General features: G+C 70.7%; 23 protein-coding genes. 10 read left to right on the top strand and 13 right to left on the bottom strand.

Annotated features, from left to right (window positions below; translation table 11 throughout):
- A partial coding sequence (locus FYX01_RS26055; RefSeq protein ID WP_190394211.1) for a hypothetical protein occupies positions 1-198 on the top strand: 198 nt, incomplete at its 5' end.
- A gap of 185 nt (positions 199-383) precedes the next feature.
- On the opposite strand, the gene pcrA is transcribed toward FYX01_RS26055, so the two are convergent.
- Positions 384-2,732: a DNA helicase PcrA gene (gene pcrA / locus FYX01_RS06895; RefSeq protein ID WP_150238654.1), complete on the bottom strand. Its 2,349-nt coding sequence runs from the start codon at positions 2,730-2,732 to the stop codon at positions 384-386.
- A gap of 178 nt (positions 2,733-2,910) precedes the next feature.
- Between pcrA and FYX01_RS06890 the strand changes: the two genes are divergently transcribed.
- A complete protein-coding gene (locus FYX01_RS06890; protein WP_150238735.1) occupies positions 2,911-3,840 on the top strand; it encodes a nucleoside hydrolase in 930 nt (309 codons plus the stop codon).
- Between the two features lie 177 nt (positions 3,841-4,017).
- Here FYX01_RS06890 and FYX01_RS06885 read toward each other — a convergent pair whose 3' ends face one another.
- Positions 4,018-4,689, bottom strand: coding sequence for a response regulator (locus tag FYX01_RS06885; protein WP_150238652.1), 672 nt, complete (start codon positions 4,687-4,689; stop codon positions 4,018-4,020).
- Positions 4,690-4,908: 219 nt separating this feature from the next.
- On the opposite strand from FYX01_RS06885, the gene FYX01_RS06880 reads away from it, so the two are divergent.
- Positions 4,909-5,385, top strand: coding sequence for a DUF2975 domain-containing protein (locus FYX01_RS06880; RefSeq protein ID WP_150238650.1), 477 nt, complete (start codon positions 4,909-4,911; stop codon positions 5,383-5,385).
- Positions 5,385-5,606 carry a helix-turn-helix domain-containing protein gene (locus FYX01_RS06875; RefSeq protein ID WP_150238648.1) on the top strand — a complete coding sequence of 74 codons (222 nt, stop codon included), beginning with the start codon at positions 5,385-5,387 and terminating at the stop codon, positions 5,604-5,606. Before FYX01_RS06880 ends, FYX01_RS06875 begins: the two co-directional genes overlap by 1 nt.
- 201 nt (positions 5,607-5,807) lie before the next feature.
- Here the strand turns inward: FYX01_RS06875 and FYX01_RS06870 are convergent, their stop codons facing one another.
- The gene (locus FYX01_RS06870; RefSeq protein ID WP_150238646.1) at positions 5,808-7,007 is read right to left on the bottom strand and encodes an ATP-binding protein; all 1,200 of its coding nucleotides are present in this window, start codon (positions 7,005-7,007) and stop codon (positions 5,808-5,810) included.
- 235 nt (positions 7,008-7,242) lie between these two features.
- On the opposite strand from FYX01_RS06870, the gene FYX01_RS06865 reads away from it, so the two are divergent.
- Positions 7,243-8,658, top strand: a complete 1,416-nt coding sequence (locus FYX01_RS06865) for a PspC domain-containing protein (RefSeq protein ID WP_150238644.1) — start codon at positions 7,243-7,245, stop codon at positions 8,656-8,658.
- Positions 8,645-8,869, top strand: coding sequence for a hypothetical protein (locus FYX01_RS06860; protein ID WP_150238643.1), 225 nt, complete (start codon positions 8,645-8,647; stop codon positions 8,867-8,869). The genes FYX01_RS06865 and FYX01_RS06860 overlap by 14 nt, the downstream gene beginning before the upstream one ends.
- A 16-nt stretch (positions 8,870-8,885) precedes the next feature.
- Here FYX01_RS06860 and rsmA read toward each other — a convergent pair whose 3' ends face one another.
- Positions 8,886-9,773 carry a 16S rRNA (adenine(1518)-N(6)/adenine(1519)-N(6))-dimethyltransferase RsmA gene (gene rsmA / locus FYX01_RS06855; protein ID WP_150238640.1) on the bottom strand — a complete coding sequence of 296 codons (888 nt, stop codon included), beginning with the start codon at positions 9,771-9,773 and terminating at the stop codon, positions 8,886-8,888.
- A 147-nt stretch (positions 9,774-9,920) separates the two neighbouring features.
- Here rsmA and FYX01_RS06850 point away from each other — a divergent pair, with 147 nt between their 5' ends.
- From FYX01_RS06850 to FYX01_RS06840, 3 genes are all read left to right on the top strand, one after another.
- Positions 9,921-11,015 (top strand): CaiB/BaiF CoA transferase family protein, encoded by a 1,095-nt coding sequence (locus FYX01_RS06850; protein ID WP_150238638.1) that lies wholly within the window; start codon positions 9,921-9,923, stop codon positions 11,013-11,015.
- A 167-nt stretch (positions 11,016-11,182) separates the two neighbouring features.
- Positions 11,183-13,534, top strand: a complete 2,352-nt coding sequence (locus tag FYX01_RS06845; RefSeq protein ID WP_150238636.1) for a hypothetical protein — start codon at positions 11,183-11,185, stop codon at positions 13,532-13,534.
- A gap of 573 nt (positions 13,535-14,107) precedes the next feature.
- Positions 14,108-14,461 (top strand): STAS domain-containing protein, encoded by a 354-nt coding sequence (locus tag FYX01_RS06840; protein ID WP_150238733.1) that lies wholly within the window; start codon positions 14,108-14,110, stop codon positions 14,459-14,461.
- A 147-nt stretch (positions 14,462-14,608) separates the two neighbouring features.
- Here FYX01_RS06840 and FYX01_RS06835 read toward each other — a convergent pair whose 3' ends face one another.
- Entirely contained in the window at positions 14,609-15,304 is a 696-nt protein-coding gene (locus tag FYX01_RS06835; RefSeq protein ID WP_150238634.1) for a M50 family metallopeptidase, read from the bottom strand.
- A 269-nt stretch (positions 15,305-15,573) separates the two neighbouring features.
- On the opposite strand from FYX01_RS06835, the gene FYX01_RS26050 reads away from it, so the two are divergent.
- Positions 15,574-15,912 (top strand): hypothetical protein, encoded by a 339-nt coding sequence (locus FYX01_RS26050; RefSeq protein WP_190394210.1) that lies wholly within the window; start codon positions 15,574-15,576, stop codon positions 15,910-15,912.
- 234 nt (positions 15,913-16,146) lie between these two features.
- Here FYX01_RS26050 and FYX01_RS06820 read toward each other — a convergent pair whose 3' ends face one another.
- The 8 genes from FYX01_RS06820 to ehuB all read right to left on the bottom strand — a co-directional run bounded on the left by FYX01_RS06820 (position 16,147) and on the right by ehuB (position 24,132).
- Entirely contained in the window at positions 16,147-16,590 is a 444-nt protein-coding gene (locus tag FYX01_RS06820) for an SRPBCC family protein (protein WP_150238632.1), read from the bottom strand.
- A 54-nt stretch (positions 16,591-16,644) separates the two neighbouring features.
- Complete coding sequence (locus FYX01_RS06815) at positions 16,645-17,655, bottom strand: NUDIX hydrolase (protein ID WP_394350438.1); 1,011 nt, start codon at positions 17,653-17,655, stop codon at positions 16,645-16,647.
- Positions 17,656-17,660: 5 nt separating this feature from the next.
- Positions 17,661-19,772 carry an RNA degradosome polyphosphate kinase gene (locus tag FYX01_RS06810; protein ID WP_150238628.1) on the bottom strand — a complete coding sequence of 704 codons (2,112 nt, stop codon included), beginning with the start codon at positions 19,770-19,772 and terminating at the stop codon, positions 17,661-17,663.
- 187 nt (positions 19,773-19,959) lie between these two features.
- On the bottom strand, positions 19,960-20,892 hold the full coding sequence (locus tag FYX01_RS06805; protein WP_190394209.1) for a CPBP family intramembrane glutamic endopeptidase: 933 nt from the start codon (positions 20,890-20,892) through the stop codon (positions 19,960-19,962).
- A 194-nt stretch (positions 20,893-21,086) separates the two neighbouring features.
- Entirely contained in the window at positions 21,087-21,923 is an 837-nt protein-coding gene (gene ehuA / locus FYX01_RS06800; protein WP_150238626.1) for an ectoine/hydroxyectoine ABC transporter ATP-binding protein EhuA, read from the bottom strand.
- On the bottom strand, positions 21,910-22,548 hold the full coding sequence (gene ehuD, locus FYX01_RS06795) for an ectoine/hydroxyectoine ABC transporter permease subunit EhuD (protein ID WP_150238623.1): 639 nt from the start codon (positions 22,546-22,548) through the stop codon (positions 21,910-21,912). The genes ehuA and ehuD overlap by 14 nt, the downstream gene beginning before the upstream one ends.
- Positions 22,545-23,273: an ectoine/hydroxyectoine ABC transporter permease subunit EhuC gene (gene ehuC, locus FYX01_RS06790; protein WP_150238621.1), complete on the bottom strand. Its 729-nt coding sequence runs from the start codon at positions 23,271-23,273 to the stop codon at positions 22,545-22,547. The genes ehuD and ehuC overlap by 4 nt, the downstream gene beginning before the upstream one ends.
- Positions 23,274-23,280: 7 nt before the next feature.
- Entirely contained in the window at positions 23,281-24,132 is an 852-nt protein-coding gene (gene ehuB / locus FYX01_RS06785; RefSeq protein ID WP_150238727.1) for an ectoine/hydroxyectoine ABC transporter substrate-binding protein EhuB, read from the bottom strand.
- Between the last annotated feature and the right edge of the window lie 247 nt (positions 24,133-24,379).

The following is a 24,379-nucleotide window of genomic DNA, read 5'->3' as shown; positions in this document are numbered from 1 at the left end:
TTTCCGTGGAAGGCGCTGTTGCGTTTCCGCTTTGTTGTGTCTTCACTTTATCAGGTGTTCCGCACCCCGCCAAACCGGCGGTTTGTGGTGTTCCTGATCGGGGTAAAGCCCGTCCGCTTCCGCATTTCTGTGGAAGCGCCTCCCGAAGCCTACCGGCTCAGAGCACTGCTCGAACCAGTCAGTCAGGGGAAGGAGTGAACCGGCCCGTCCGCGGGAATCCGCGTCCGTCTCGCTCGGTCTTCCCCAACTCTACCCCCGCACCGGAGTGCTTGGGACACCTTTGCCGAACCTTGCCGGTGTCGTGGCTTACGCGACCCGCCCCGAACAGGACGGACCACGATGCAACCACCGCACAACCGGCATAAAGCCGACATCGGGGCTGCTCAGAGCTTTTCGATCGGGGCGTACTTGACGAGGAAGTCCTTCTCACCGATGTCCGCGCCGAAGTCGATCCGGGCCTTGGTCTTGTCACCGGCGCCCTCGACCAGCTGTACGCGCCCCATGCCGAAGGAGTCGTGGTTGACCAGGTCTCCCACACTCAGCGTCGGAGCCTCCTTGGCCGCCCTGTTCCCGCCTCGCGAGCGCGGGCCCCCACCGCTGCCGAAGGTGCCACCGAAGCCCCCGCCTCCCCCGAAGCCGCCGCCGATGCTGCGGCTGGGCGGAGCGGCCAGAGTGGACTCGGCGCGGCGCCAGTCCACCAGGGACGAGGGGACCTCGTCCAGGAAGCGGGAGGCCGGGTTGTAGGTCGGGGTCCCCCAGGCGCTGCGCACCGCGGCGCGGCTGACGTACAGCAGCCGCTGGGCCCGGGTCAGGCCCACGTAGGCCAGGCGGCGCTCCTCCTCCAGCTGCGTCTTGTCGCCGAGCGTGCGGGTGTGCGGGAATATCCCGTCCTCCATGCCGGTGAGGAACACCGCGGGGAACTCCAGTCCCTTGGCGGCGTGCAGGGTCATCAGTGTGACCACCCCGCCCTCGTCGTCCGAGTCGGGGATCTGGTCGGTGTCCGCGACCAGGGAGATCCGCTCCAGGAAGTCGACCAGTGTGGGCGCGCCCGGATCGACCGCCCCCGCGGCGCCGTCCCCGTCCTGGTCCTCGTCCGGAGGCTCCTCCTCCAGGAGCGCGGCGAAGGTGTGCTCGAACTCGCGGGCGAGGTCGACGAACTCCTCCAGGTTCTCCACCCGGCTCTCGTCCTGGAGGTCCTTGGACTCGGCCAGCTCGGACAGGTACCCGGTCTTGCTCAGTACCGCCTCGACGGTCTCCGCCGGCGTGCTCCCGGGGGCCGTCTCCGCGAGCTCGTCCATCAGTGCGTTGAAGTTGCGCACCGCCTTGACAGAGCGGGTCGCCATCCCCGGGACCTCGTCCACGCGGCGCAGCGCCCGGGCGAAGGAGACGCGCTCGCGGGCGGCGAACAGTTCCACCGCCTCCTCCGCGCGCGCGCCGATCCCGCGCTTGGGCACGTTGAGGATGCGCCGCAGGCTGACGGTGTCCTCGGGGTTGGCCAGGACGCGCAGGTAGGCGAGGATGTCGCGGATCTCCTTGCGCTCGTAGAAGCGCACGCCGCCGACGATCTTGTACGGCAGCCCGGTCCGGATGAACACGTCCTCGAACACGCGGGACTGGGCGTTGGTCCGGTAGAACACCGCCACCTGGCTGGGCTTGAGTGTCCCGTCCTCGGTGAGCCTGTCGATCTCCCCGGCCACGAACCCGGCCTCGTCGTGCTCGTTGTCGGCCACGTAGCCGGTGATGGCCGGCCCCTCGCCCTGTTCCGACCACAGGCTCTTGGCCGGTCGGCCCTCGTTGCGGTCGATGACCGCGTTGGCCGCGGACAGGATGGTCTGGGTGGAGCGGTAGTTCTGCTCCAGCAGGATGGTGCGCGCCTTGGGGAAGTCGCGCTCGAACTCCAGGATGTTGCGGATGGTGGCGCCGCGGAACGCGTAGATGGACTGGTCCGCGTCGCCGACCACGCACAGCTCGGCGGGCGGCACCACGCTGGTGTCGGAGTCCTCGGCCGCGCCCACCAGCTCGCGGATGAACGCGTACTGGGCGTGGTTGGTGTCCTGGTACTCGTCGACCATGACGTGCCGGAAGCGGCGCCGGTAGTACTCGGCGATGTCCGGGAACATCTGGAACAGGTTGACGGTGAGCATGATGAGGTCGTCGAAGTCCATGGCGCCCGCCTCGTGCAGGCGGCGCTGGTAGAGCTGGTAGGCCTCGGCGAGCTTCTTCTCCTGCTCGTTCTGGGCCTGCCCGGAGAACGTCTCGTAGTCGACCAGTTCGTTCTTGAGGTTGGACACCTGGAAGGAGAAGGACTTGGGCGGGAACCGCTTGGGGTCCAGGTCCATCTCCTTGCACACCAGCTGCATCAGGCGTGCGGAGTCGGCGGAGTCGTAGATGGTGAAGCTGCTCGGGTAGCCGAGCCGGGACGCCTCCCTGCGCAGGATGCGCACACACGCCGAGTGGAAGGTCATGGTCCACATGCTGTTGGCGGCGCGTACGCCCAGCAGCGCCTGGATGCGTTCGCGCATCTCCGCGGCTGCCTTGTTGGTGAAGGTGATGGCGAGGATCTCACCGGGGCGCACGCCGCGTTCGGCCATGAGGTGGGCGATGCGGTGGGTGAGGACACGGGTCTTCCCGGACCCGGCACCCGCCACGATCAGGAGCGGAACACCGCTGTGGGTGACGGCGTCGCGCTGGGGACCGTTCAGACCTTCGAGAAGCTGTTCTTGGGAGGACACGGCATCCAGGTTACGGCCGCCCGGTGACGGCACCGTCCCGTCCACAGGACGGTCCGCCGGGTTGGCCGGGAGCGGGCCGGTTCCACGGTCGAAAACGCCCTGATCGGCGGCTTACGCTGTTTCGGTACGGGTCCCCGTCAGGGGGCCGTCTCGTGTTTCCCTGGGAGTCTCCTTGACCATGCGTGTGTTCGTCGACTGCGATCCGGGAATCGACGACGCCGTCGCGCTCGCCTACCTGGCCGCCCGGCCCGAGGTGGAGATCATCGGCGTCGGAGCGGTGTTCGGCAACAGCGGGGTGGACGTCACGGCGGGCAACGCGCTGCGGCTGCTGGAGCTGTACGGCCGCCCGGACACGCCGGTGGCGGTGGGCGCCGCGCGTCCGCTGGTGCAGCCCCCGCGCCTGGCCGCACACGTGCACGGCGGCAACGGCCTGGGGGAGGTGGAGCTGCCCGAACCCGCGGGCAAGCCGGTCACGGAGACCGCGGCCGAGCTACTGGTGCACCTGGTCCGGGAGAACCCGGGTGAGGTCGACGTGCTGGCGGTGGGCCCGCTGACGAACCTGGCGATCGCCCTGGGCCTGGAGCCGGAGCTGCCCCGGCTGGTGCGTCGCCTGGTGGTGATGGGCGGCGCCGTGCGCGTCCCGGGCAACGTGTCCTCGCACGCCGAGGCCAACATCAGCAACGACCCCGAGGCGGCGGAGGCCGTGTTCGCGGCCGGGTTCGACCTGGACCTGGTGGCGCTGGACATCACCATGAAGACGGTGGCCACCACGGAGTGGCTGGAGGAGCTGAAGACGGTCCCGGGCGAGCGCGCCGAGCGCACGTCGGCGTTCCTGGACTTCTACGCGGACTTCTACGCGGGGCTCTTCGGGGTTCGCCAGTGCGCGATGCACGACCCGTTGGCGGCGGCTGTGCTGGTGGACCCGGACCTGGTGACGGAGGCGTTCGAGGCGCCGCTGCGGGTGGAGCTGACCGGTGCGCTCACCCGGGGGATGACCGTGGCAGACCTGCGCCCGCGCCCCAAGGGCGACGACCGCCGCCCCACGCGCGTGGTCACGGGGGTGGCCGAGGCCGAGTTCCTCGGGCGGATGCTCGACTCGCTGCGCTGAGCGGCCCGGACCAGGTCGAACCAGGGCGACGCGGACCGGGGCGGGTCGTCCACAGGTCCCGGTGGGGGCTGGCGGCGCGCCCCGCCCGGTGGTCCCATGGATATGGGGGGTTCCCGGACCTCCCCGGCCTCGTCGTGCCCGCGGCGCCCGCCCCGGGAGCAGACGGCGCCCGGGGTGTCAGACGAGTCTGCGGGCGGTGGCCCAGCGGCTCAGCTCGTGGCGGTTCGACAGCTGGAGCTTGCGCAGCACCGACGACACGTGGGTCTCCACGGTCTTGACGGAGATGAACAGCTCCTTGGCGACCTCCTTGTACGCGTAGCCGCGCGCGATGTGCCGCAGGACCTCGCGTTCGCGCTGGGTGAGCCGGTCGAGCTCGGGGTCCACCGGCGGTGCGTCGGTGGCGGAGAACGCGTCCAGCACGAATCCGGCCAGGCGCGGGGAGAACACCGCGTCGCCGTCGGCCACCCGCACGATGGCGGCGGCCAGTTCCCTGCCGGAGATGGTCTTGGTGACGTAGCCGCGGGCGCCGCCGCGCACCACGCCGATGACGTCCTCGGCGGCGTCGGAGACCGACAGGGCCAGGAAGCGGATCTGCGGGTGCCGGGGCAGGACGCGGCGCAGCACCTCCACGCCCCCGCCGCCGGGCAGGTGGACGTCCAGGAGGACGAGGTCGGGCTGCTTCTCCCCGATGACGTGCACCGCGCTGTCGACGTCCCCGGCCTCGCCGACGACGTTCACGGCGTCTCCCAGCTCACCGCGCACACCGCTGCGGAACAACCGGTGGTCGTCCACGATCACGACGCGGGGAATCGCGCCACCGTCACTGAAGCCCGTGCTCTCGTCTGCCACACCGTGGACTCTACCCACGTCCGCGGCGACGGGGACACCCGCACGTCCAGGTGTCCGCATCCGGCCGGACCTCCGGTGCCGTTGTCGGCCGGTCCTTCCGGGGCCGGTGCGCGCGGTACCGCGTTCCGTACCGGAGTCCCACCTCTCCAGTGGGCCAACCTCTTGTCATATATATCGAAAGTCGATAGATTCCCATCGTGATTCGATCGAAGGAGAACCATGGGAAAACTGACAGTGCTCGCACTGCGCATCGTGCTCGTGATGCTGTTCGCCGGCTCGGTGTTCCTGCAGGCGGTGATGGTGCCGCTGTTGGCCGTCGACCTCGGTGAGATCGACCCGGACCTAGCGTTCCCGCGCGCCCCGGTGCTCGTGACCGTGGTCCTGGGCATCGTGACGGCCCAGGTCGTCCTGGTCTGCGTGTGGCGGCTGGTGACGATGGTGCGACGCGGAACCGTGTTCTCCCACGCCGCCTTCCGGTACGTGCACATCGTGATCGGCGCGTTCGTGGCGGCCGCCTTCCTGACGTTCGCGCTCGCGGTCGTGCTGGCGCCGGGCGAGGCCGTCCCCCCGGGCATCGTCCTGCTGATATGCGGGATCGTCGTGGCGATCCTGGGGGTCGCGCTCGTCGTGCTCGTGCTGCGGATGCTGCTCGCCCAGGCGGTGCGGATGCAGGCCGAGCTGAAAGAGGTGATCTGATGCCGATCCGCGTCGACATCGACGTGATGTTGGCCAGGCGGAAGATGTCCGTGGGCGAGCTCGCGGACCGCGTCGGGATCACGCCCGCCAACCTGGCGGTGCTCAAGAACGGCCGCGCCAAGGCGGTGCGCTTCACGACGCTCGCCGCGCTCTGCGAGGCGCTCGACTGCCAGCCGGGAGACCTGCTGCGCTGGGAGGCACAGGAGGCCGCGGACCTGTGAGGCCAGAGGCGCACCGGCGACGTCTGCGGTCGGCGCGCCAGGGAGTGTCCTTCAGAGGGCTTCCGGGTCGGCGGGCGGCCGTCCAGGCGATCTCTCGCGAGGCGACGTGCGAGGTTCAGCCTGGTCGTGCTTCACGAGCGCGGAGGCGTAGCGAGAGGCAGCCCGGCGGACGCGGGCCCGGAGCGATGCAGAAGACACGGCCTAAGCCTCCGAGGTACGGGGCATGCGCAGCTGCACCTCGGTGCCCTCCCCCGGGCTGGTGCGGATGCGCGCCGAGCCGCCGTGCCGCTCCATGCGGCCCAGGATGGAGCCGCGCACGCCCATCCGGTCCTCGGGGATGTCGTCCATGTCGAATCCGGTGCCGCGGTCGCGGACGAACACCAGCACCTCCTCCTGGTCGACCTCTCCGAACACGGAGATGTCCTCGGTGCGCGCGTACTTGGAGGCGTTGACCATGGCCTCGCGTGCGGCGCGCAGCATCGCGGTCAGCGCGTCCTCCATGGGGCAGTCGCCCACGCACACCACCTCGATGGGGACGCCGTGCTCCTCCTCGACCTCGGCGGCGACGCGTTCGAGCGCGGGAGAGACGGTGGTGTCGGCGTCGGCGGGACGCTGGTAGAGCCAGCTGCGCAGGGCGCGCTCCTGGACGCGGGCGAGGCGTTGTACCTCGCGGGGGTCCTCGGCCCGGCGCTGGATGAGGGTCAGGGTGTGCAGGACGGAGTCGTGGATGTGGGCGGCCAGTTCGGCCCGCTCGGCGTTGCGGATGCGCTCGCGGCGCTCCTGGTCGCGTTCGCGTATCAGGCCGATGATCCACGGGGCGACGATGAGCGCGATGCCCGCGAGCACGGTGAAGGCGAAGGTCAGGCCCGCGCGGGCGTTCTGGAGTTGCTCCTGGAAGACGAGGAAGCCGATGACGCCGACGACGACGAGCAGGATGCCCGCACCGGCGCGCATGACGCCCTTGGCTCCCGCCCCGCCGACCGTGGAGGTCATCCACTCGTCGCGTTGGGAGGGGTTGGCGTGCTGCCAGAGGATGACGCCGCCGAGGGTGCCGAAGACCACGAACCACAGCAGCGGGTCGAAGACGCCGCCGAAGAGCAGGAACAGCACGCCGAGCCCGACGCCGAGGCCGACGTAGGCGACGACCTGGGACAGGTCGCGGCCCTTGCGGCGGCTGTCCGCCTCGCCGTGTTCCTTCTCCTCGGGGTCGGTGGGGACGAAGAAGTACAGGGCGACGTAGACGGCCACGCCGATGCCGCCCACGGCCAGCGCCATGAGGGCGAGGCGGACGACCACGGGGTCGAGTCCGAGGTGCCGGGCCAGCCCGGCGGCGACACCGCCGAGAAGCCTGCCCTCCACCACGCGGGTGAGCCGCGGGGTGTCCGTGGCTGGTACTGCCACCGCCTGATCACCGCTTTCATCCGTTTTAGTCAGTTTTCGTCCGTGTGGCGCGGGAGGTACCCCAGCCGTGCTCACAGGTCCTGTGGTGTCCAGGATGCCCTCCCCGGACGCGTGCGGGCATCGGGGATGCGCCCCTGGTCCTGTCCCGGCCCCGGTCAGGGTGGCTTCAGGGTCGTCCCGGATGTGCTGGTGGGCGGTTACGGGTGACGATGGGCATACGAGGAAGGTGCGGTGAGTGACCATGACCGAAGACCCGACGCCCGGTCCCGGAGGCGGGGCCTCCTCAGCGTCCGGCGCACCGGGGACCGGGTTCCCCGAGCGCGAGCTGCGCAAGGGGGACGACGACCGGGTCCTCGCCGGTGTGTGCGCCGGCCTGGGCCGGTACACGGGGACCGACCCCGTGGTGTGGCGGACGGCCTTCGTGCTGACCACGTTCGCCGGGGCGGCCGGCCTGCTGCTCTACATCGCCGCGTGGATGCTGATGCGCGACGCCCAGGGCGGCCCGGCGACGTTCGAGCAGATGCTGAACCGGAGCATCCCTCCCCGGGTGGTGCCCAAGCTGCTCGCGGTCGGGCTGGCGGTCGCGACGGCGCTCAGCCTGGTCGGCGGGTTCGGCTGGTCGACGCTGGTACTGGCGGTGCCGCTCGTGCTGGGACTGCTGGCCGCGCGCAGCCGGGGTGTGGACCTGCGGGTCGCGTTCGCAGGGCTGCGCGAGGACCTGGGGTCGAAGGAGCCCCCGCCGACGGCGCCGTCCCCCGGGCCGACGCCGACCTACTACAACCCGGCCCAGCCGTGGGCGTCCGCGCCGCACGGACCGGTGGACCTGGCCGTGGTGGCGGAGCGCTCCTCGGCCGGCGCCCGCGGGGACGAGGACGAGGAGGACGGCGGCGACAGGGCCGGGGGGCTCTCCGGACGCGGTTCCGGGGAGCCGGAACAGGCCTGCCGGAAGGGGGCGCCCCTGGCCTCGCTCGCCCTGTGGACGATCGTGGCCGGTGGCGTGCTGGTCCCCCTCCTCGTGTTCGGCGGGCCGTCCTCGCTGTGGAGCACGCAAACGGTCGACCTGCTGTTCGGGCCGGAGACCGGGGTGTTCTTCCTCGCCGGGGCCCTCGCGGTGATCGGCGTGTACGCGCTGGTGGGTGCCTGGTTCGGCAGTCCGCGGGGACTGATGTCACTGGGGCTGGTGGTCGCGTTGACGCTGGCGCTGGCGTCGGTGACCGATCTGACCCGGATCCGGATCGGAGGTGAGATCTGGCGGCCGACCACGGTGGCCGAGGCCGAGGGCGGTGACCACCGGTTCACCCTCGGTTCGGGGGAGCTGGACCTGACGGGACTGACGGACCTCTCCCCTGGCGGGACCGTCGACGTCTCCCTGCGGGTGGATGTGGGCCACACAAGGCTGGTCCTGCCCGAGGACGCACGCGTCGCCGTGACCTCACGGGTCGGGCTGGGCGTGGTGGACCTCGGCGGGGAGGAACAGGACGACGACATGGTCGGGTACTCCCTGACCTACGACGAGGTCCACGAGCCCGCCGCGGACGCCGCAGTGGAGGGGGGGCGGTCGGAGGACGGCGACGAGGCCGGACCACCGCTGATCAACGTACGCACCGACTCACTGTTCGGTGTTGTGGAGGTGGAGCATGGCGAAGCGTAGGACTGACTGGGGTTCGCTGGTCGCGGGCGTGTTGTTCCTCGGCCTGGCGGTCGCGTTCGTCATGCGTGGCACGGGTGACTGGGAGTTCAACATCGTGTGGGTGCTGCTGGCGCTGGCCCTGGGACTGGGAGCGGCCGGGGTGGCCCGTGCACTCACCCGGCCCCGGGGGGATCGGCAGCCGTCGGACCGCACGTCCGAATCCGGGGGGTGACCCCGAGGAACGGCCGTCACTCCCCCGGTGTCGGACGGTGTTCGGCGATGGCCGCGAACGCCGCCACGTCCAGCGACTCCCCGCGTGCGGAGGGATCGACACCGGCCGCGCGCAGGGCGGCCTCGGCCGCGGGCGCGGAACCGGCCCATCCGGCCAGGGCGGCGCGCAGGGTCTTGCGGCGCTGCGCGAAGGCCGCGTCGATCACCCGGAAGACGTCCTTCCGGCTGGCCTTCGTGTCGGGCTGCGGGCGGCGGATGAGCTCGACCAGGCCGGAGTCGACGTTGGGGGCGGGCCAGAACACGTTCCGGCCGACCGACCCCGCACGGCGCGCCCGGGCGTACCAGGCGACCTTGGCCGAGGGCACGCCGTAGATACGCCCGCCCGGGGCGGCGGTGATCCGGTCGGCGACCTCGGCCTGCACCATGACCAGCACCCGCCGCAGGCCGGGCAGCAGTTCGAGCAGGTGCAGAAGGACCGGCACGGACACGTTGTAGGGCAGGTTGGCCACCAGCGCCGTGGGCTCGGGACCGGGTACCTCGGCGATGCGCATGGCGTCGCCCGGGACGACGGTGAGTCGGTCGGCGAGGTCGGGCGCGTGGTCGGCGACGGTGCTCGGGAGCGCGGCGGCCAGCGCCGGATCGAGCTCGATCGCGGTCACGTGGCGCACGTGCGGAAGCAGTGCCAGGGTGAGCGAGCCGAGCCCCGGTCCGACCTCGACCACGACGTCGGTGTCGGTGACCCCCGCGACCCGGACGATGCGGCGCACGGTGCCGTGGTCGATGACGAAGTTCTGGCCCAGGGTCTTGGTGGGCCGGATTCCGAACCGCTCGGCGAGGGCCCGCACGTCGGCGGGGGTCAACAGGCGGGAGCGGTCGTCGGGCGCGGGTGTCTGTGTCACCCCCACATCCTGCCAGCTCCCGCCCACCGGCCCGCCTCGGGCCGGCTCGGACCGAACACGCCCTGGCGTGGCGGAGCCCCACCCCGCACAATGAACCGAACGCCGTTCTACTCTGTGGTCCGTACACGTCCACCGCCTCCTTGGAGACCGCCCATGGGCCCCCTCAACGGAATCCGCGTCGTCGAGTTCACCGGGATCGGCCCGGCGCCGATGGCCGGGATGCTCCTCGCCGACCTGGGCGCCAGCGTCATCCGCCTCGACCGGCCGGTGGCCGCCGACGCGATGAACACCGGTGCGAGCGGCCCGCACATGAGCGAGGGGCGCACCGTCCTGCCCGCCGACCTCAAGTCCGACGAGGGCCGTGCGCTCGCCCGTGATCTGCTCTCGCGTGCCGACGTACTCCTGGAGGGTTTCCGCCCCGGGGTCATGGAGCGCCTCGGCCTGGGCCCCGACACCTGTCTCGAACTCAACCCGCGCCTGGTCTACGCGCGGGTCACCGGCTGGGGCCAGGACGGCCCGCTGGCCCGCGCCGCCGGACACGACATGAACTACATCTCCGTGAACGGCGCCCTGCACACCATCGGGCGGGCGGACGGCCCGCCGGTTCCCCCGATCAACCTCCTCGGCGACTTCGCCGGGGGCACCATGTTCGCGGTCACCGGCATCCTCAGCGCCCTGGTCGAGCGGCAGTCCTCCGGCCGCGGCCAGGTCGTGGACGCCGCGATGGTGGACGGCAGCGCCCTGCTGATGTCGATGGTGCACGAGGACCGCTCGCGCGGCTCCTGGAACGACGAGCGCGGCACGAACTACCTGGACACCGGCGCCCCCTGGTACGACGTGTACGAGTGCGCGGACGGCCGCCACGTGTCGGTCGGCTGCATCGAGCCCCAGTTCTACGCCGCCTTCCTGGAGGGCGCCGGCCTGGCCGGGGAGGACCTGCCCGACCAGTGGGACCGGTCCGGCTGGCCCCGGCTGCGCGAGCGCTTCGCCGAGGTCCTGCGCACCCGCACCCGTGACGAGTGGGGCGAGGTGTTCGACGGCGTCGACGCGTGTGTGATGCCGGTGCTGTCCCTGGAGGAGGCCCCCGACCACCCGCACGTGCGCGCCCGCGGCTCGCTCGTGCGCGACGGTGACCGGGTGGTTCCCGGACCGGCGCCCCGCTTCGACCGCACCCCGGGCGGGGTGACCCGGGGCCGGAGGCAGCCCGACGCCGACGAGACCCTCCGGGAATGGGGTCTCGACCGCTGACCGGCCCCGGACCCGTACGCGCCCGGGCGTGCGGATCCCCCTACCCGGGGCGGAGAATGGCTAGGGTGAGCGACCGGAACGTGTTCCATGGGCGTCACCCGCCGCACAGCGGGGCAGGGGTCCGCCGAACACGCCCGAGAGGCTGAGCGCGCGACGGGGGGTCCGCCATGCCACGACGGCTCGTCACACCGGGGGCGCGCTGGGGGGCGCGCCTGTGCGCCCTGCTGCTGTCCGCGGCGGTGCTGTCGTGTGCCGCACTCGCCGCGCCCTCCGCGGCCGGCACGCCCTCCGCAGGCGGCGGTTCCGACGTTGCCCGCTCCGACCAGCCCGGTCCCGGATCCCTCACCCGGCGCAGCGGCCCCGTGGTGATCGTGGGGGTGCCGGGCCTGCTGTGGGAGGACGTCACCCCCGCGAACACCCCGACCCTGTGGGAGATGGCCGAGGAGGGCTCCGTCGGCAACATGTCGATCCGCACCGCCACCTCCCGCACCTGCCCCACCGACGGATGGCTGTCGGTGTCGGCCGGGCAGCGCGCCCTGTCCATCCGGGAGCGCTTCACGGTGTGCGAGGCCGCGCCGGAGCCCGAGCGCGACGGCTCGGGCGCGGTCATCCCCGGGTTCGGCTCCTACGTGCGGCAGAACGAGCGGTCCCCCTTCGGCGCGCCCGTGGGCCTGCTCGGGCAGACGGTGCGCGACGCGGGCGGGACCACGCTCGCCGTGGGCCACGGCGCCGCCCTGGGCGTGGCCGACGACTCCGGTCGGGTGGACCACTACGTCGACGGGGTGCGCGACCTGACCACCGAGCGCCTGGATGGGGTCTCCCTGGCCGCGGTGGAACTGGCCGAGCTCACCCGGCTCTACCCGGTCTACCCGGACCCGCTGACGCCCGGCCAGGAGGGCGGGGAGAGGGACGGCGAGGAGGAGCCGGAGGACGGGGAGGACGAGGAACCGCCCGAACCCGATCCCGACGACGTCCCGGAGTGGGAGCGCGACAAGGCGCTGGCCGCGGTGGACCACCGGCTGCGGGCCCTGGAGGGCGTACTGCCGGCCGGCTCGGCCCTGATGGTCGTCGGAGTGTCCATGGACACCGGCCCCTCACAGCTGACGGTGGCCCTGTCCGGCGAGATCACCGAGGACGGGTTCACCGGGGCGGAGTCGTTCCTGGCCTCGGAGTCGACCCGGCGCGCCGGGCTGGTGGTGCTCACCGACACCACGCCGACCCTGCTGACCTCCCTGGGGATGCGGGCGACCGAGCCGACCAGCGGCCGGCCCTGGCACCTGACCGGACGACCGCCGACGACCGACAAGGCGGTGGGTCGGCTGGTGGAGTTCAACACCGCCGCGATCGTGGTGGGCGCCGCCATCCCGGGTTTCTTCAGCGGGCTGGTCGCCTTCCAGCTGCTCATCTACGCGGCGGCCGCCTACGCCCTGCACCGGTACTCGAACCGGCAGCGCGGCAAACGCGCGCGCGTGCTGACCCTGACGCGGATCGTGGCGCTGGCCGGTGCCGCCTTCCCGGTGGCCAGCTACCTGGCCAACCTCGTCCCGTGGTGGACCTCGTCCATACCGCCGCTGGCGCTGCTGGCCTGTGTCCTGTCCGCGGACGCCCTGGTGGTGGCACTGGCCATGGCGGGGCCGTGGCGGCACACGATCCTCGGACCGATGACGGTCGTGGCGGGAACGACCACGGTGGTGCTCTTCCTCGACCTGTGCTTCGGGGCGTACCTGCAGATGAACTCGCCCACGGGCTACTCCCCGATCGTGGCGGGCCGGTTCTACGGGATCGGCAACATCGCCTTCGCCACGTTCGCGACCGGCATGCTGATGGCGGTGGCCGGGATCTCCCACGCACTGATCTCCCGGGGACGGCGCGGCACCGCCGTGGTGACGACCCTGGCCATCGGGTCGGCGACGGTGCTGATCGTCGGCTGGCCGGGGCTGGGCACCGACTTCGGCGGGGTGATCGCGCTGGTTCCGGGCCTGGCGGTGACGACGATGATGATCGCCGGGGTACGCGTCACCCTGTTCCGCCTGGCCGTGGTGGGCGCGACCGCGGTGACGGCGATCGCGCTGCTGGCGTGGCTGGACTACCTGAGGCCTCCACAGGCACGCAGCCACTTCGGGGCGTTCGCGGGCCAGGTGGTCAGCGGCGAGGCGGCCGCGGTGGTGTCCCGCAAGCTCAGCGCGATGCTGGGTACGCTGGGCAACTGGCAGCTGACCCTGTTGGCGGCGTGCGCGCTGGTGTTCCTGTTCGTGGTGCTCCAACGGCCGATCCACTGGCGGTTCGGCGCCCTGCAGGGCGCCTACGAGTACGCGCCGACACTCCGGGCGGGACTGACCGGTTCCCTGCTGACCGCTCTGGTGGGTTTCGCGGTCAACGACTCGGGGGTCGCGATCCCGGCGATCGCGCTGACGGTGGCGGTGCCGTTGACGCTGTCGGCGTGTGTGTGGGCCCTCCAGCGACAGAACGGGGACCGAACTCCAGACCCCGAACCAGCCGAGAACGCCCAGCAGGTGTGATGTACACCTCGCCGAGCACAGGGGGAGCAAAGCGCGCGAGCACGACCTTGCGTCGCTCACGTCACGAAACGGCCACGGCCCTATGGTAAAGTCCGTGGTCGGGCGACCCTCGTAGAGGAGACCCGGCGCCCCGAACGGGTGCCAGGCCGATCGTCCGGAACACTGGAGCGGCCCCGGCATCACCGCTCCGGCCACCGCCCCGAGCCACAGGCGGGAATGCCCGCCCCCGCGGGCGGGTTTGGTCAGTTGCGGAGGGCAGGGAGTGGCCCGACGCGACGTCCACCGGCCCACCGCTGTCCCCGCCGTCTCCGCGGCAGGACAGGGCACGTCCAGGAACTCCCGAGCCAGGTCCGCACGTTCTCCGGACAGCCGTCCTCGTTGTGGGATTCCAGCGGATCCGGGCGAGAAGGGCGTTTCATCCCCGGCCCGGGGCACCACGCAAGGAAATCGATGAACCATCAGCTTGGCCACCGCGGTAACGCGAAGAACGCACCGGTCGGCGCCCGCTCGTGGAGCGGTGCGCGACCGGACGCGCCGACCCGTCGGGCACGTCCCGAATACGCCGGAGTCGCCATGCCCGACCTGACCATCTCCTCCACCCTGCACGACACCGGACGGGTTCTGGTGTTGAACGGGGAGATCGATATGGCCACCGAACACCGCTTCCAGGAGGCGGTGACCGAGGCCCTCACCACCCAGCCCTTCGGCCGCGTGGTCCTGGACTGCTCCGACCTCCGGTTCATCGACTCCAGCGGCCTGCGCGTCCTGATCCGCGCGCACAAGGCGGCCAAGGAGCAGAAGGCGCTCCTGGCGATCGCCTCGCCCATCCAGAGGGTGCTACAGATCCTGCGGGTCACCTCGCTCGACACGCGCATCCCCGTCTTCACGACGGTCTCCGAGGCCCTCACCGCACCGCACTCCGGCTGACGCCGGGCCCGCGGCGCCCGAGGACCACAGCACCTCCGTGGCCGCGGCACAGTGCGTCCACGACGCACCTTCGGGGCGTGCCTCTGACGGCGGCGCCCCCTTTCGCGTGCCCGGGGGTCGCCGTGGCCCCCAGAGGAGTCGTGGCCCTCAGAAGAGCAGCAGCCACACGCCCAGCGCGGTCACCGCGACGTTCACCAGGAGGAAGACCGCCACCCACAGGGCGCCGGGCAGGCCGGTGAGCCGCGCCAACTGGTCGGCGTCGGAGTGCGGCGACGGGTTGCGCCTCCGCTGCGCCTGGAGCTCGAGGACCGGCCGCACGCCCGCGAAGAGCAGGAACCAGATGAACAGGTAGGCGAAGGCCGCCTGGACCTCCGCGGGGGTGAACCAGCTGACTCCGAACACCACTGCGCCGGTCCCCACCACCGACAGCACCCCGTAGATGTTGCGGATCATCAGCAGCATGGCGGCGAGCACGACGATGCTCAGCCACAGCAGGGCGGTGATGCGGTCCGACATCAGCATGAGGATGCCGAGGAGGCCGATGACCGACGGGGCGACGTAGCCCGCGAAGACGGTCAGGACCATACCGACACCGGTCGGCCTGCCCCGGGAGACGGTGACCCCCGAGGTGTCCGAGTGCAGCCGGATACCGGTGAGCTGGCGGCCGCTGAGCAGGGCGACGAGAGCGTGTCCGCCCTCGTGGGCGATGGTGACGACGTTGCGTCCGATCCGCCAGGGCGGACCGAGCACCACCGAGGCCAGGGCCAGGGCGGCCGCGGTGACGATGATCCACCGCTCCGGCTCGGGTTGGACGGACAGTACTTCCCGCCAGACGTCACCCAAGGTTGTTCCCACCGCTGCCCCCGACTCCTGGTTCGACCGGACCGTGCGCGGGTCCCACCGGTTCGCGTCACGGCTGTCGGGAGACGCGCAGAACAGGGACCCTTGCTGAACTTTAGGGCATTCGGGCGAGCACCGCGTTTTCCGCCCGGAGAGGGTCCGGGCTCCGAAACCAATCCGCCCCTCCCGTGTCGATGGACTGGCCAAACGGGACGCGCCGACCTACATTCATCACTGTCAGTTATTAGCAGCTACTGAGAGCAAGGATTATCGTGAAGCGCATCGCTGGACTCGCCCTCATGACCATGGCCGCCGGTGCCGTCATCGGCTCGGCCTCCCCCGCCGTCGCGGGCGAGGAGCACGACGGATACCACGGCCACCACCTCAGCTTCGGCTGGCACGGGTCCGACGACGACAACGGCCACTGGAACGGGTACGGCCACGACCACGACGATGACCACGACCACGACCACGATGACGATGGCAAGGACAACGGCCACCACCACGGCGACGATGGCGAGGAGAACGGCTGGGGCCACGACCACAAGGGCAAGCACAAGGACCACGACGAGGACGAGGACGAGGAAGAGGACGAGGACAACGGCTACTAGTAGCCCGTCCGCTCCGGCCCGCGCCTCCGCCTGAGCCCGGAGGGCCCGGTCCGGAAGGCCCTGGGGACGCCGCCCGCGGAACGGACACGTTCCCGCCGGCCCGCACCGGCGACGCGGGCCTCCCACGCGAGGAGATGCGCGGCGTCCCTCGGCGACATGGACCCGCTCCTGTCACAACAGCGCCGCCCACGGCCCCCGGCCGCGGGCGGCGCCCCTGTCCGCCCCGGGGAACGGTCAGTCCCCGGCGGACTCCGCGACGGCCTTGAGCCGCTCCAGGGTCAGCTCGATGCTCCGCCCGTTCCCGGCCGGCATCCCCATCAGGACGTAGAACGCCGGAAGGCCCCGGGAGTAGTCGAAGGTCTCGGTGACCCGGGTACCTCCCTCCGGCAGTTCCCGCAGCTCGTACCGCCAGCGGTGCGGGCCGAAGTGCCGCCAGGCGATGAGACGGTCCTCCTCGTACTCCACCACGCGGTTGGTGATCCGGTAGCCGACGCCGAACATCTTCATGTCCATACCGAACTCGCTGCCCCGCTCCAGCCGTTCCGGGCCGAAGAGGTTGGCACGCACGGTCCCCGAACCGTCGAGCTCGGAGTGCCGCGCCGGTGCCGCGATGATGTCGAAGATCCGTGTGGCGGGAGCGTCCACCACGACGCTCCGCGCAACCTTGTGTCTGGCCATGACCGCATCATGTCACCCGGTGCGGTGCCCGCGTCAGGCGCCCCGATCCTCCCCTCAGGTACGGACCGCGTGCCGCTCCACCGCCGCCAGCCCGCCGCCCGAGGAGTCCACGTGCACCACCCAGAAGGAGCCCTTCCGCAGCTTCAGCTGCTGGGTGAACGGCGCGTCCAGCTGGGTGAGCGCCTCGGCCATCAGGTGCGGCACCAGTTCGCCGTGCGTACACATCACCGTCCCCCGCCCCTCGGCCAGGATGTGCGCGAACGCCTTCCTGGCGTCCTCCACGCCGTGGGCGGACTCCCCGCCCTCCGGGGAGGGGTCGGTGGAGGCCTGGTGGACCGTGAACGCCCGCTCGGTGCGCGTCGGTGCGTCGAACTCCACCGTGTACGGCAGCACCGACTCGGCGCACCGCGCCGCCGCCGACGTCACCACCCGGAGCCTGCCGTAGGCGCCCAGCAACCGGGACAGGACCAGGGCGTCGGCGCGGCCGGCCTCGTCCAGCGGGCGCAGCAGGTCGTCTCCGCGCCAGGTGTCCTTCTTCCCCGCCGAGAGGTGCCGCAGCAGGATGACGGGGAAGGTGGTGGCGGGCCCGGCCAGGAAGTCGTCGAGCACCTGCACGTCGTGGTCGTAGGTGAGCCGTTCGCGGGCCTCCTCCGCGCGCACCCACTCGACCAGCTCGACCTCCTCGTTGGGCGGGTAGTCGATCCCCGAGCCGGGGTCGGCGGGCGTGGCCGCCCACCACTCGACCTGCTTGGGCCATCCGTCCTTGAGGTAGCGCTGCGGTGGGAGCCTGCGGCCCAGCACGGGGGTCAGGCCGGTCTCCTCCCGGACCTCGCGGACCGCGCCGACGATGGTGTGCTCACTGCTCTTGATCTTGCCCTTGGGCAGGGTCCAGTCTCCGCGGTCGGGCCTGCGGATGAGGACGATCTCGGTGCCGCCCGCGCCCTCGCGCCACAGCAGGGCGCCGGCCGCGCGGATGGGTTCGAGGTAGCCCCCGACCGCCGTCCGGCGCAGGACGTCGCCGCCCACGCCGTTGACGGAGCCCTCGACGTCTCCCTCTTCTCCCATGGTGTTCATCCGCCTTCCATCACCCGCAGGTGTCGATCTCCGCGCAGGCTGTCCTGCAGGTCGACGAGTGGCCGGCCGTCGGAACCGTGGGTGGCGCGGGTCCAGGTTCCGCCGGGCTCCAGTCGCCAGGACGAGGTGGTGTCGGCCATCGCCAGGTCCATGAGGCGCACCAGGCGGCCGCACTGTTCGGGGTCGGCCACGCGCACCAGCGCCTCGACCCGGCGGTCCAGGTTACGGGGCATCAGGTCCGCGCTGCCGATCCACACTCGGGGCCGCCAGCCGCCCGAGAAGACGAAGATGCGTGAGTGCTCAAGGAAGCGGCCGAGGATGCTGCGGACCCGGATGTTCTCGGAGAGCCCGGGGACCCCGGCGCGCAGGACACAGCTGCCGCGTACCCACAGGTCGACGTTCACCCCGGCCTGCGAGGCCCGGTAGAGGGCGTCGATGATCTCCTGGTCGACCAGGGAGTTGACCTTGATGCGGATGCGTGCGGGCTCGCCCTTGCGGCGGTTGTCGATCTCGGCGGCGATCTGTTCGATCAGCCCCTCGCGCAGAGCGGCGGGGGCGACGAGCAGGCGCCGGTAGTGCTTCCTTCGGGAGAACCCGGTGAGGCTGTTGAACAGGTCGTTGACGTCCTCCCCCACCTCGGGGTCGGCGCTGAACAGGCCGAGGTCCTCGTACATGCGGGCGGTACTCGGGTTGTAGTTGCCGGTGCCCACGTGGCAGTAGCGACGCAGCAGCCCGTCGTCGTCCTGGCGGATGACCATGGAGAGCTTGCAGTGGGTCTTGAGACCGACGACGCCGTAGACGACGTGGCAGCCCGCCTCCTCCAGTTTGCGCGCCCACTGGATGTTGTTCTGCTCGTCGAAGCGGGCCTTGATCTCGACCAGGACCACGACCTCTTTTCCCTCGCGTGCGGCCTCGATGAGGGACTCCACGATAGGCGAGTCCCCGCTGGTGCGGTACAGGGTCTGCTTGATCGCCATCACCCGGGGATCGGTGGCGGCCAGGGCCAGGAAGCGCTCGGTCGTGGTGGCGAAGGACTCGTAGGGGTGGTGGACGAGGACCTCGCGCTCGCGGACGGCGGCGAACAGGTCTCCGGGGGCCAGGTCGTGCGGCTCGGCGGGGACCATGGGCGGGTAGCGCAGTTCGGGCCGGTCGGCGTCGGCGATCTGGGACAGCCCGGCGAGGTTGAGCGGTCCGGGGACCGGGTAGATCTCGCCCTCCTCGGCGCCGAGCGCCCGGGTGAGGATGGTGAGCGCACCGTCGCTGATGTCCTGTTCGACCTCCAGGCGCACGAGCGGGCCGAAACGGCGGCGCAGCAGTTCGTCCTCCAGGGAGGTGACGAGGTCGTCGGTCTCGTCCTCGTCGACCTCCAGGTCGGCGTTGCGGGTGACGCGGAACGCGTGGTGCTCCAGGATCCGCATGCCCTCGAAGAGCTGGGGCAGGTGGGCGGCGACGATGTCCTCCACGGGGACGAACCGGCCGCTGCCCCCGCCGCCGGACTCGATGAAGCGGGGCAGGGAGCTGGGTATCTTGACGCGGGCGAACATGCTGCGGCCGTCGCGCGGATCGTGAACGGCGACCGCGAGGTTGAGCGAGCGGCCGGAGACGTAGGGGAAGGGGTGCGCGGAGTCGACCGCGAAGGGGGTCACCAGCGGATAGACCGAACGCCGGAAGTAGCCCCGCAGGTCCTCGCGCTCGTCGGTCTCCAGGTCGCTCCAGCGCACGACGCGGATCCCGACCCCGCGCAGGGCGGGCGCGACGCTGTCCTGGAAGCAGGCGGCCTGGCGGAGCATGAGCTCGTGGGTGAACCGGGAGATGCGTTCGAGCAGCGCGCGGGGGCGGTGCCCGCTGGAGGAGGCGACGGACAGGCCGGTGGCCAGGCGCCGCTTGAGCCCCGCGACGCGGACCATGAAGAACTCGTCCAGGTTGCTGGAGAAGATCGCCAGGAACCGCGCCCGCTCCAGGAGGGGGACGTCCTCGTCCTCGGCGAGTTCGAGGACCCGCTCGTTGAAGCGGAGCCATCCCTCCTCGCGGTCCATGAACCTGTCGGGGGGAAGGACGGGGGACTTGCTGGCGGCACCCTCTGGCGTCGGCGCTGATTCCGTGCTCACAGTGAGCAGACTCCCCCTTTTCCATGACCTCCCGGTGACACCCCCGTGAGGGGAGGACGACCACGACGCGACCGCTGTGGGCCTTTTCTTCGTTCTTCCGGTGGGGCACCCGCGTCGGGCCTCTCCCCGCGTGTACCCGGCAGGCGGAACAGGCGGGTTCCGGGGAGGCCTGACACCGGCCGGGCCCTCAGCCGATACCGATCTGAAGGTCGGGCGGCATGATCATCAGGAACATGCCGACACGCATGAACACCTGGAGCCAGGTGTTGCGGAAGCACGTCCACAGATAGCCGTAGAGCAGGCTGGCCGTGGCGTAGGTCAGCAGGGCGAGTCCGGTGTTGTACACCAGGTCGTTCCCCGGCAGCTGGGAGACCGCGTCGTAGGGCTGGATGACCGCGTAGGTGACCGCGAAGACCACCGAGGTCGCCACGATTCCGCCCCAGCGGCCCATCTGGATCTCCAGTCGGCTCTGCATCATCCCGCGGAAGAAGATCTCCTCGCACACGGCGATCACGGTGAAGGCGAGTACGAAGCCCAGCAGGGAGAAGGACGGTCCCGGCAGCCCGATGTAGGGGATGAGCAGGTAGCCGAGGAGGCCCAGGGCGATCCCCACGGGGATCAGCCCGATCCAGCGCCAGGGTTCGGACACCCTCAGCGCGATCGCGGGCATGTCGGTTCCCTTGCCGTCCACGGTGACCCCTGAGCGGTCCATGAGCAGCAGCGGCAGGGTGAACAGGAACAGGAGTCTGGACACCAGGGAGGCGGACATGGCCAGGTCCGCGCCGATCTGCGCCCCGTAGGCGCGAAAGATCAGGGACAGCGCCGCCATGGACAGCACGAAGCAGACGAGGAGCAGTGCCAGCCAGGCCATCTCGCGGTTGAGGGGGTGGCCCTCCATCGCCCGGACGACCCTGCGGTCCAGCTGCTCGCGGGCGCCGAAGGCCCTGACCCCGGCCCAGGCCAGGATCCCGCCGATCAGCATCGGGGACCAGGAGACCAGGAGGAGGACCGCGGAGTCGCCCAGGACGTCGGCGCGCAGCACGGGGTGCGAGAGCATCGGTACCGCGATGAGCAGGACGGCGAGCAGCGCCCACCAGACGAGTCCCCATCCTCGCACCATGGTCACAAGAGTCCCCCCTGTCTCAGAACTCTCATTCTGCCCAAGGGGAAACTAAAAGCTACTTAATGACTACGGTATGTCGTCACTCGTCTCGGCATGCCCGGTCCGGACATGACTCGCCCGGTCCGGACACGGCTCGGGGCCGCTCCCGGATCCGGGAGCGGCCCCGTGGTGGTCGGCGTGTGCGCCGGGCCTCAGAAGTCGTTGTCCAGGACCGAGCGCAGGAAGGACTTGGTGCGGTCCTCCCGGGGGTCGCCGAAGATCTGCTCCGGCGGGCCCTCCTCGGCGATCCGGCCCTGGTCGAACATGAGCACCCGGTGCGACACGTCCCGCGCGAAGCTCATCTCGTGGGTCACGCACAGCATCGTGATGTCCGTGGTCTCGGCGACCTCGCGCAGCACGTCCAGGACCCCGGCCACCAGTTCCGGGTCCAGGGCGGAGGTGACCTCGTCCAGCAGCAGGATCTCCGGCTGCATGGCCAGCGCGCGGGCGATCGCCACGCGCTGCTGCTGCCCGCCGGAGAGCTGGGTCGGGTGGGCGTCGATCTTCTCGCCGAGCCCGACCAGGTCCAGCAGCTCCTCCGCCCGGGTGTTGGCCTCGTCCTTCGGGGTGCCCAGCACGTGCACGGGCGCCTCGATGATGTTCTGCCGCACGGTCATGTTCGGGAACAGGTTGAACTGCTGGAAGACCATGCCGATGCGCTTGCGGCGCGCGCGCAGGTAACCCTCGCTCGCGTGGACCAGCCCCTGGCCCCGGCGCATGTGGCTGAACGGCTCGCCACCCACCCAGATGACGCCCTCGGTGATCTTCTCCAGGGTCATCAGCAGGCGCAGGATGGTGGTCTTGCCCGAACCGCTCGGGCCGATGAGGGTGACCCGCTCGCCGGGGGCGACGGAGAAGTTCAGGTCGTCGAGCACGGTGAGGTCGCCGAAGCGCTTCACCACGTCGTCGAAGACGATCAGGGACTGGTCCTGGGATCCGTCTCCGACACCCTGGGGTTCTTCGTTCACGGTGGTATCAGACGGCGGCATAGCGTCGCTCCAGTCGTCGGAGAAGGATGGCGGACGGGATGCTCACGAGGAGGAACAGGAATCCCACCACGGTGTAGACCTCGACGACGCGGAAGCTCGCGCTGCCGATCCGCTGGGCCTCGGTGAGCAGCTCGCTCACACCGATCGCGATGAGCAGCGGCGTGTCCTTGAACGTCGCGATGAGGTAGTTGCCCAGGGCGGGGATGACCTTGCGGATGGCCTGCGGCAGCACGATGGCGCCCCAGGTGCGGCGGGCGGGCAGGCTCAGTGCCCGGGCCGCCTCCCACTGCCCCTTGGCCACGCCCTCGATTCCCGAACGGTAGACCTCGGCGGTGTAGGCCGCGTAGTGCACGCCGATGACGAGGATGCCCACGGTCATCGGGCTGATGTGGGCCGGAGTCAGGAGGAAGACGAACACCACCTGGATGACCAGCGGTGTCGTACGGATGAACTCCGTGGCCACGTGCAGGACGGTGCCGAAGAACGGCGCCCTGCGGGCGATGGCGATCAGCAGTCCCAGGACCAGCGCGATCAGGTAGCCGAGGAGGGTGATCTGGACGGTCGTCCCCAGGGCGCCCAGCAGGTCGGGCAGGATCTGGAGGGTCCACTGGAAGTCCCACATCAGATGCCCCCCGCTTGGGTCGTACCGGCCGACGCGGGCTTGAAGGGAAGCCTCATGCCCCCGCCGCGCGGCGGGGTGCGGCCCAGTTTCCGATTGGCACGGCGTTCGAGCAGTCGCATGCCGAAGATGAGGACCTGCGCGATCAGGTAGTAGAGGACGAAGGCGCCGATGAAGGCGATCACCGTCTCACCCGTGGACTCGCGCATGTTCTGCGCGATGGCCGTCAGGTCGGCCACACCGATGAGGTAGACCACCGCGGTGGCCTTCATCAGCTCGATGACGAGGTTGCCGAACGTGGGCAGCATCTGGGCCCACGCCTGGGGCAGCACGACGAGGCGCATCCGCTGGAACCAGGAGAGGTTCAGCGCGACCGTGGCCTCGACTTGTGCCTTGGGCACGGCGTTGATGGACGACCGCACGACCTCGGCTCCGTAGGCCCCCACGTTGAGGCCGAGGGCGAGGATCGCGGCGAACATGTCGTCCAGTCGGAATCCGCTCAGCTGCGGCAGGGCGAACGCCATCCAGAACATCAGCACCAGGGCGGCGATGCCCCGGAACACCTCCACGTAGACCGTGGAGATGGCCCGGGGCAACCAGTGCCTGATCGTCCCCATGATCCCGAAGAACATGGCCAGGACGAAGGCCAGGGCACAGCCGCCGATGGTGAGTTGGATGGTGACCCATGCGCCGTCGAGGTAGAGCGGTAGTCGCTGGATCAGGAAGTCCACTGCGGGTTCATCCCTCGCAGAGTTCGGCGGTGGTCATGTCGTCGGGCAGGTCGGCCTCGGTGAAGCCCCACTCCTCGCCCAGCTCCAGGAGGCGTCCGCTCTCCTTGAACTCGGCGATCACGCGGTTGATCTCCTCCAGCAGCGTGGTGTCCTCCTGCCGGACGCACAGGCCGCCCCAGCCCTTCTCCTCCTGGCCGTCGATCTCGGGGAAGAAGGGCTCGGTGACCTCGAAGGGGCCGCCCCGGTCCTTGAGGAGGTACTCGTGGGACACGCTCAGCATGGACATCGCGGCGACGCGCCCCGCCTCCAGCAGCTCGTAGCCGGCGGTCTGGTTGGGAATGAGCTCCTGCTGGTCCTCGGGCACCTCGAAGTAGTTGGCGTAGGTCTGCTCGACCGAGCCGTTGAGGACCGCGAGCTTGAGGTCGGGGTTGTCGACGAAGTCCGTGAAGTGCTGGATGCCCTCCGGGTTGCCCTCCGCCACCATGAAGGCCTCGGGGGAGGTGGCGGTGGGTTCGCTGAAGGCGACCTGCGCGCAGCGCTCGGGGGTGATGAACATACCGGCGGCGATGACGTCGAAGCGGTTCGCCTTCAGGCCCGGGATCAGTCCGTCCCAGTTCACGGAGGAGGCCTGGATCTCGGGGATGCCCAGCTCCTCGAAGACGGCCTTGGCCACGGCGGGGGACTGCCCGGCGGGGTTGCCGGAGTCGTCGACGAAACCGAAGGGGATCTCGTTGGCGAGGCCGACCGCCACGAAGCCCTGCTCGCGCAGGCGCTCCAGGGTCGAGGTGCCCTCGCTCTCCTCTCCCCCTCCGCCGTCGACCCGGCTGCAGGCGGCGAGGCCGACGGTGGCCAGCCCCACTCCGCCCAGGCGGAGTGCGTCTCGGCGGCCCCAGGTTCCTCGGCTGACAGCTGGTACCTGCTTCTTCACGACTGCTCCTCGAAAGACTTGGGGGAGCGGCGCGCTCGCCCGGCGGGGACGACTGCGCCGCGTGTGCGGATGGTGGAACGCCCGGTGTGGGCGGGTCGCGGCCCGCCGTATCGCGGCTGCGGCCGCCGTCCGGTGCAGGGCACGGCGGCCTGGTACGGGGTTCTCGCCCGAGCATGCT

Origin of the sequence: Nocardiopsis quinghaiensis (assembly GCF_008638365.1) — a bacterium.
GTDB classification, from domain to species: Bacteria; Actinomycetota; Actinomycetes; order Streptosporangiales; family Streptosporangiaceae; genus Nocardiopsis; species Nocardiopsis quinghaiensis.
The sequence above is the reverse complement of the archived record's forward strand: the minus strand, read 5'-3'. Positions and strand labels throughout refer to the sequence as shown.

Coding starts and splice junctions, on each gene's coding strand:
- FYX01_RS06805 (WP_190394209.1), bottom strand. CDS start 20,892: ATGGTGCGAGGATGGGGACTCGTCTGGTGGGCGCTGCTCGCCGTCCTG.
- FYX01_RS06880 (WP_150238650.1), top strand. CDS start 4,909: ATGGGAAAACTGACAGTGCTCGCACTGCGCATCGTGCTCGTGATGCTG.
- FYX01_RS06890 (WP_150238735.1), top strand. CDS start 2,911: ATGCGTGTGTTCGTCGACTGCGATCCGGGAATCGACGACGCCGTCGCG.
- FYX01_RS06845 (WP_150238636.1), top strand. CDS start 11,183: ATGCCACGACGGCTCGTCACACCGGGGGCGCGCTGGGGGGCGCGCCTG.
- FYX01_RS06820 (WP_150238632.1), bottom strand. CDS start 16,590: ATGGCCAGACACAAGGTTGCGCGGAGCGTCGTGGTGGACGCTCCCGCC.
- ehuA (WP_150238626.1), bottom strand. CDS start 21,923: ATGCCGCCGTCTGATACCACCGTGAACGAAGAACCCCAGGGTGTCGGA.
- FYX01_RS06860 (WP_150238643.1), top strand. CDS start 8,645: ATGGCGAAGCGTAGGACTGACTGGGGTTCGCTGGTCGCGGGCGTGTTG.
- FYX01_RS06875 (WP_150238648.1), top strand. CDS start 5,385: ATGCCGATCCGCGTCGACATCGACGTGATGTTGGCCAGGCGGAAGATG.
- FYX01_RS06850 (WP_150238638.1), top strand. CDS start 9,921: ATGGGCCCCCTCAACGGAATCCGCGTCGTCGAGTTCACCGGGATCGGC.
- FYX01_RS06840 (WP_150238733.1), top strand. CDS start 14,108: ATGCCCGACCTGACCATCTCCTCCACCCTGCACGACACCGGACGGGTT.
- FYX01_RS06815 (WP_394350438.1), bottom strand. CDS start 17,655: ATGGGAGAAGAGGGAGACGTCGAGGGCTCCGTCAACGGCGTGGGCGGC.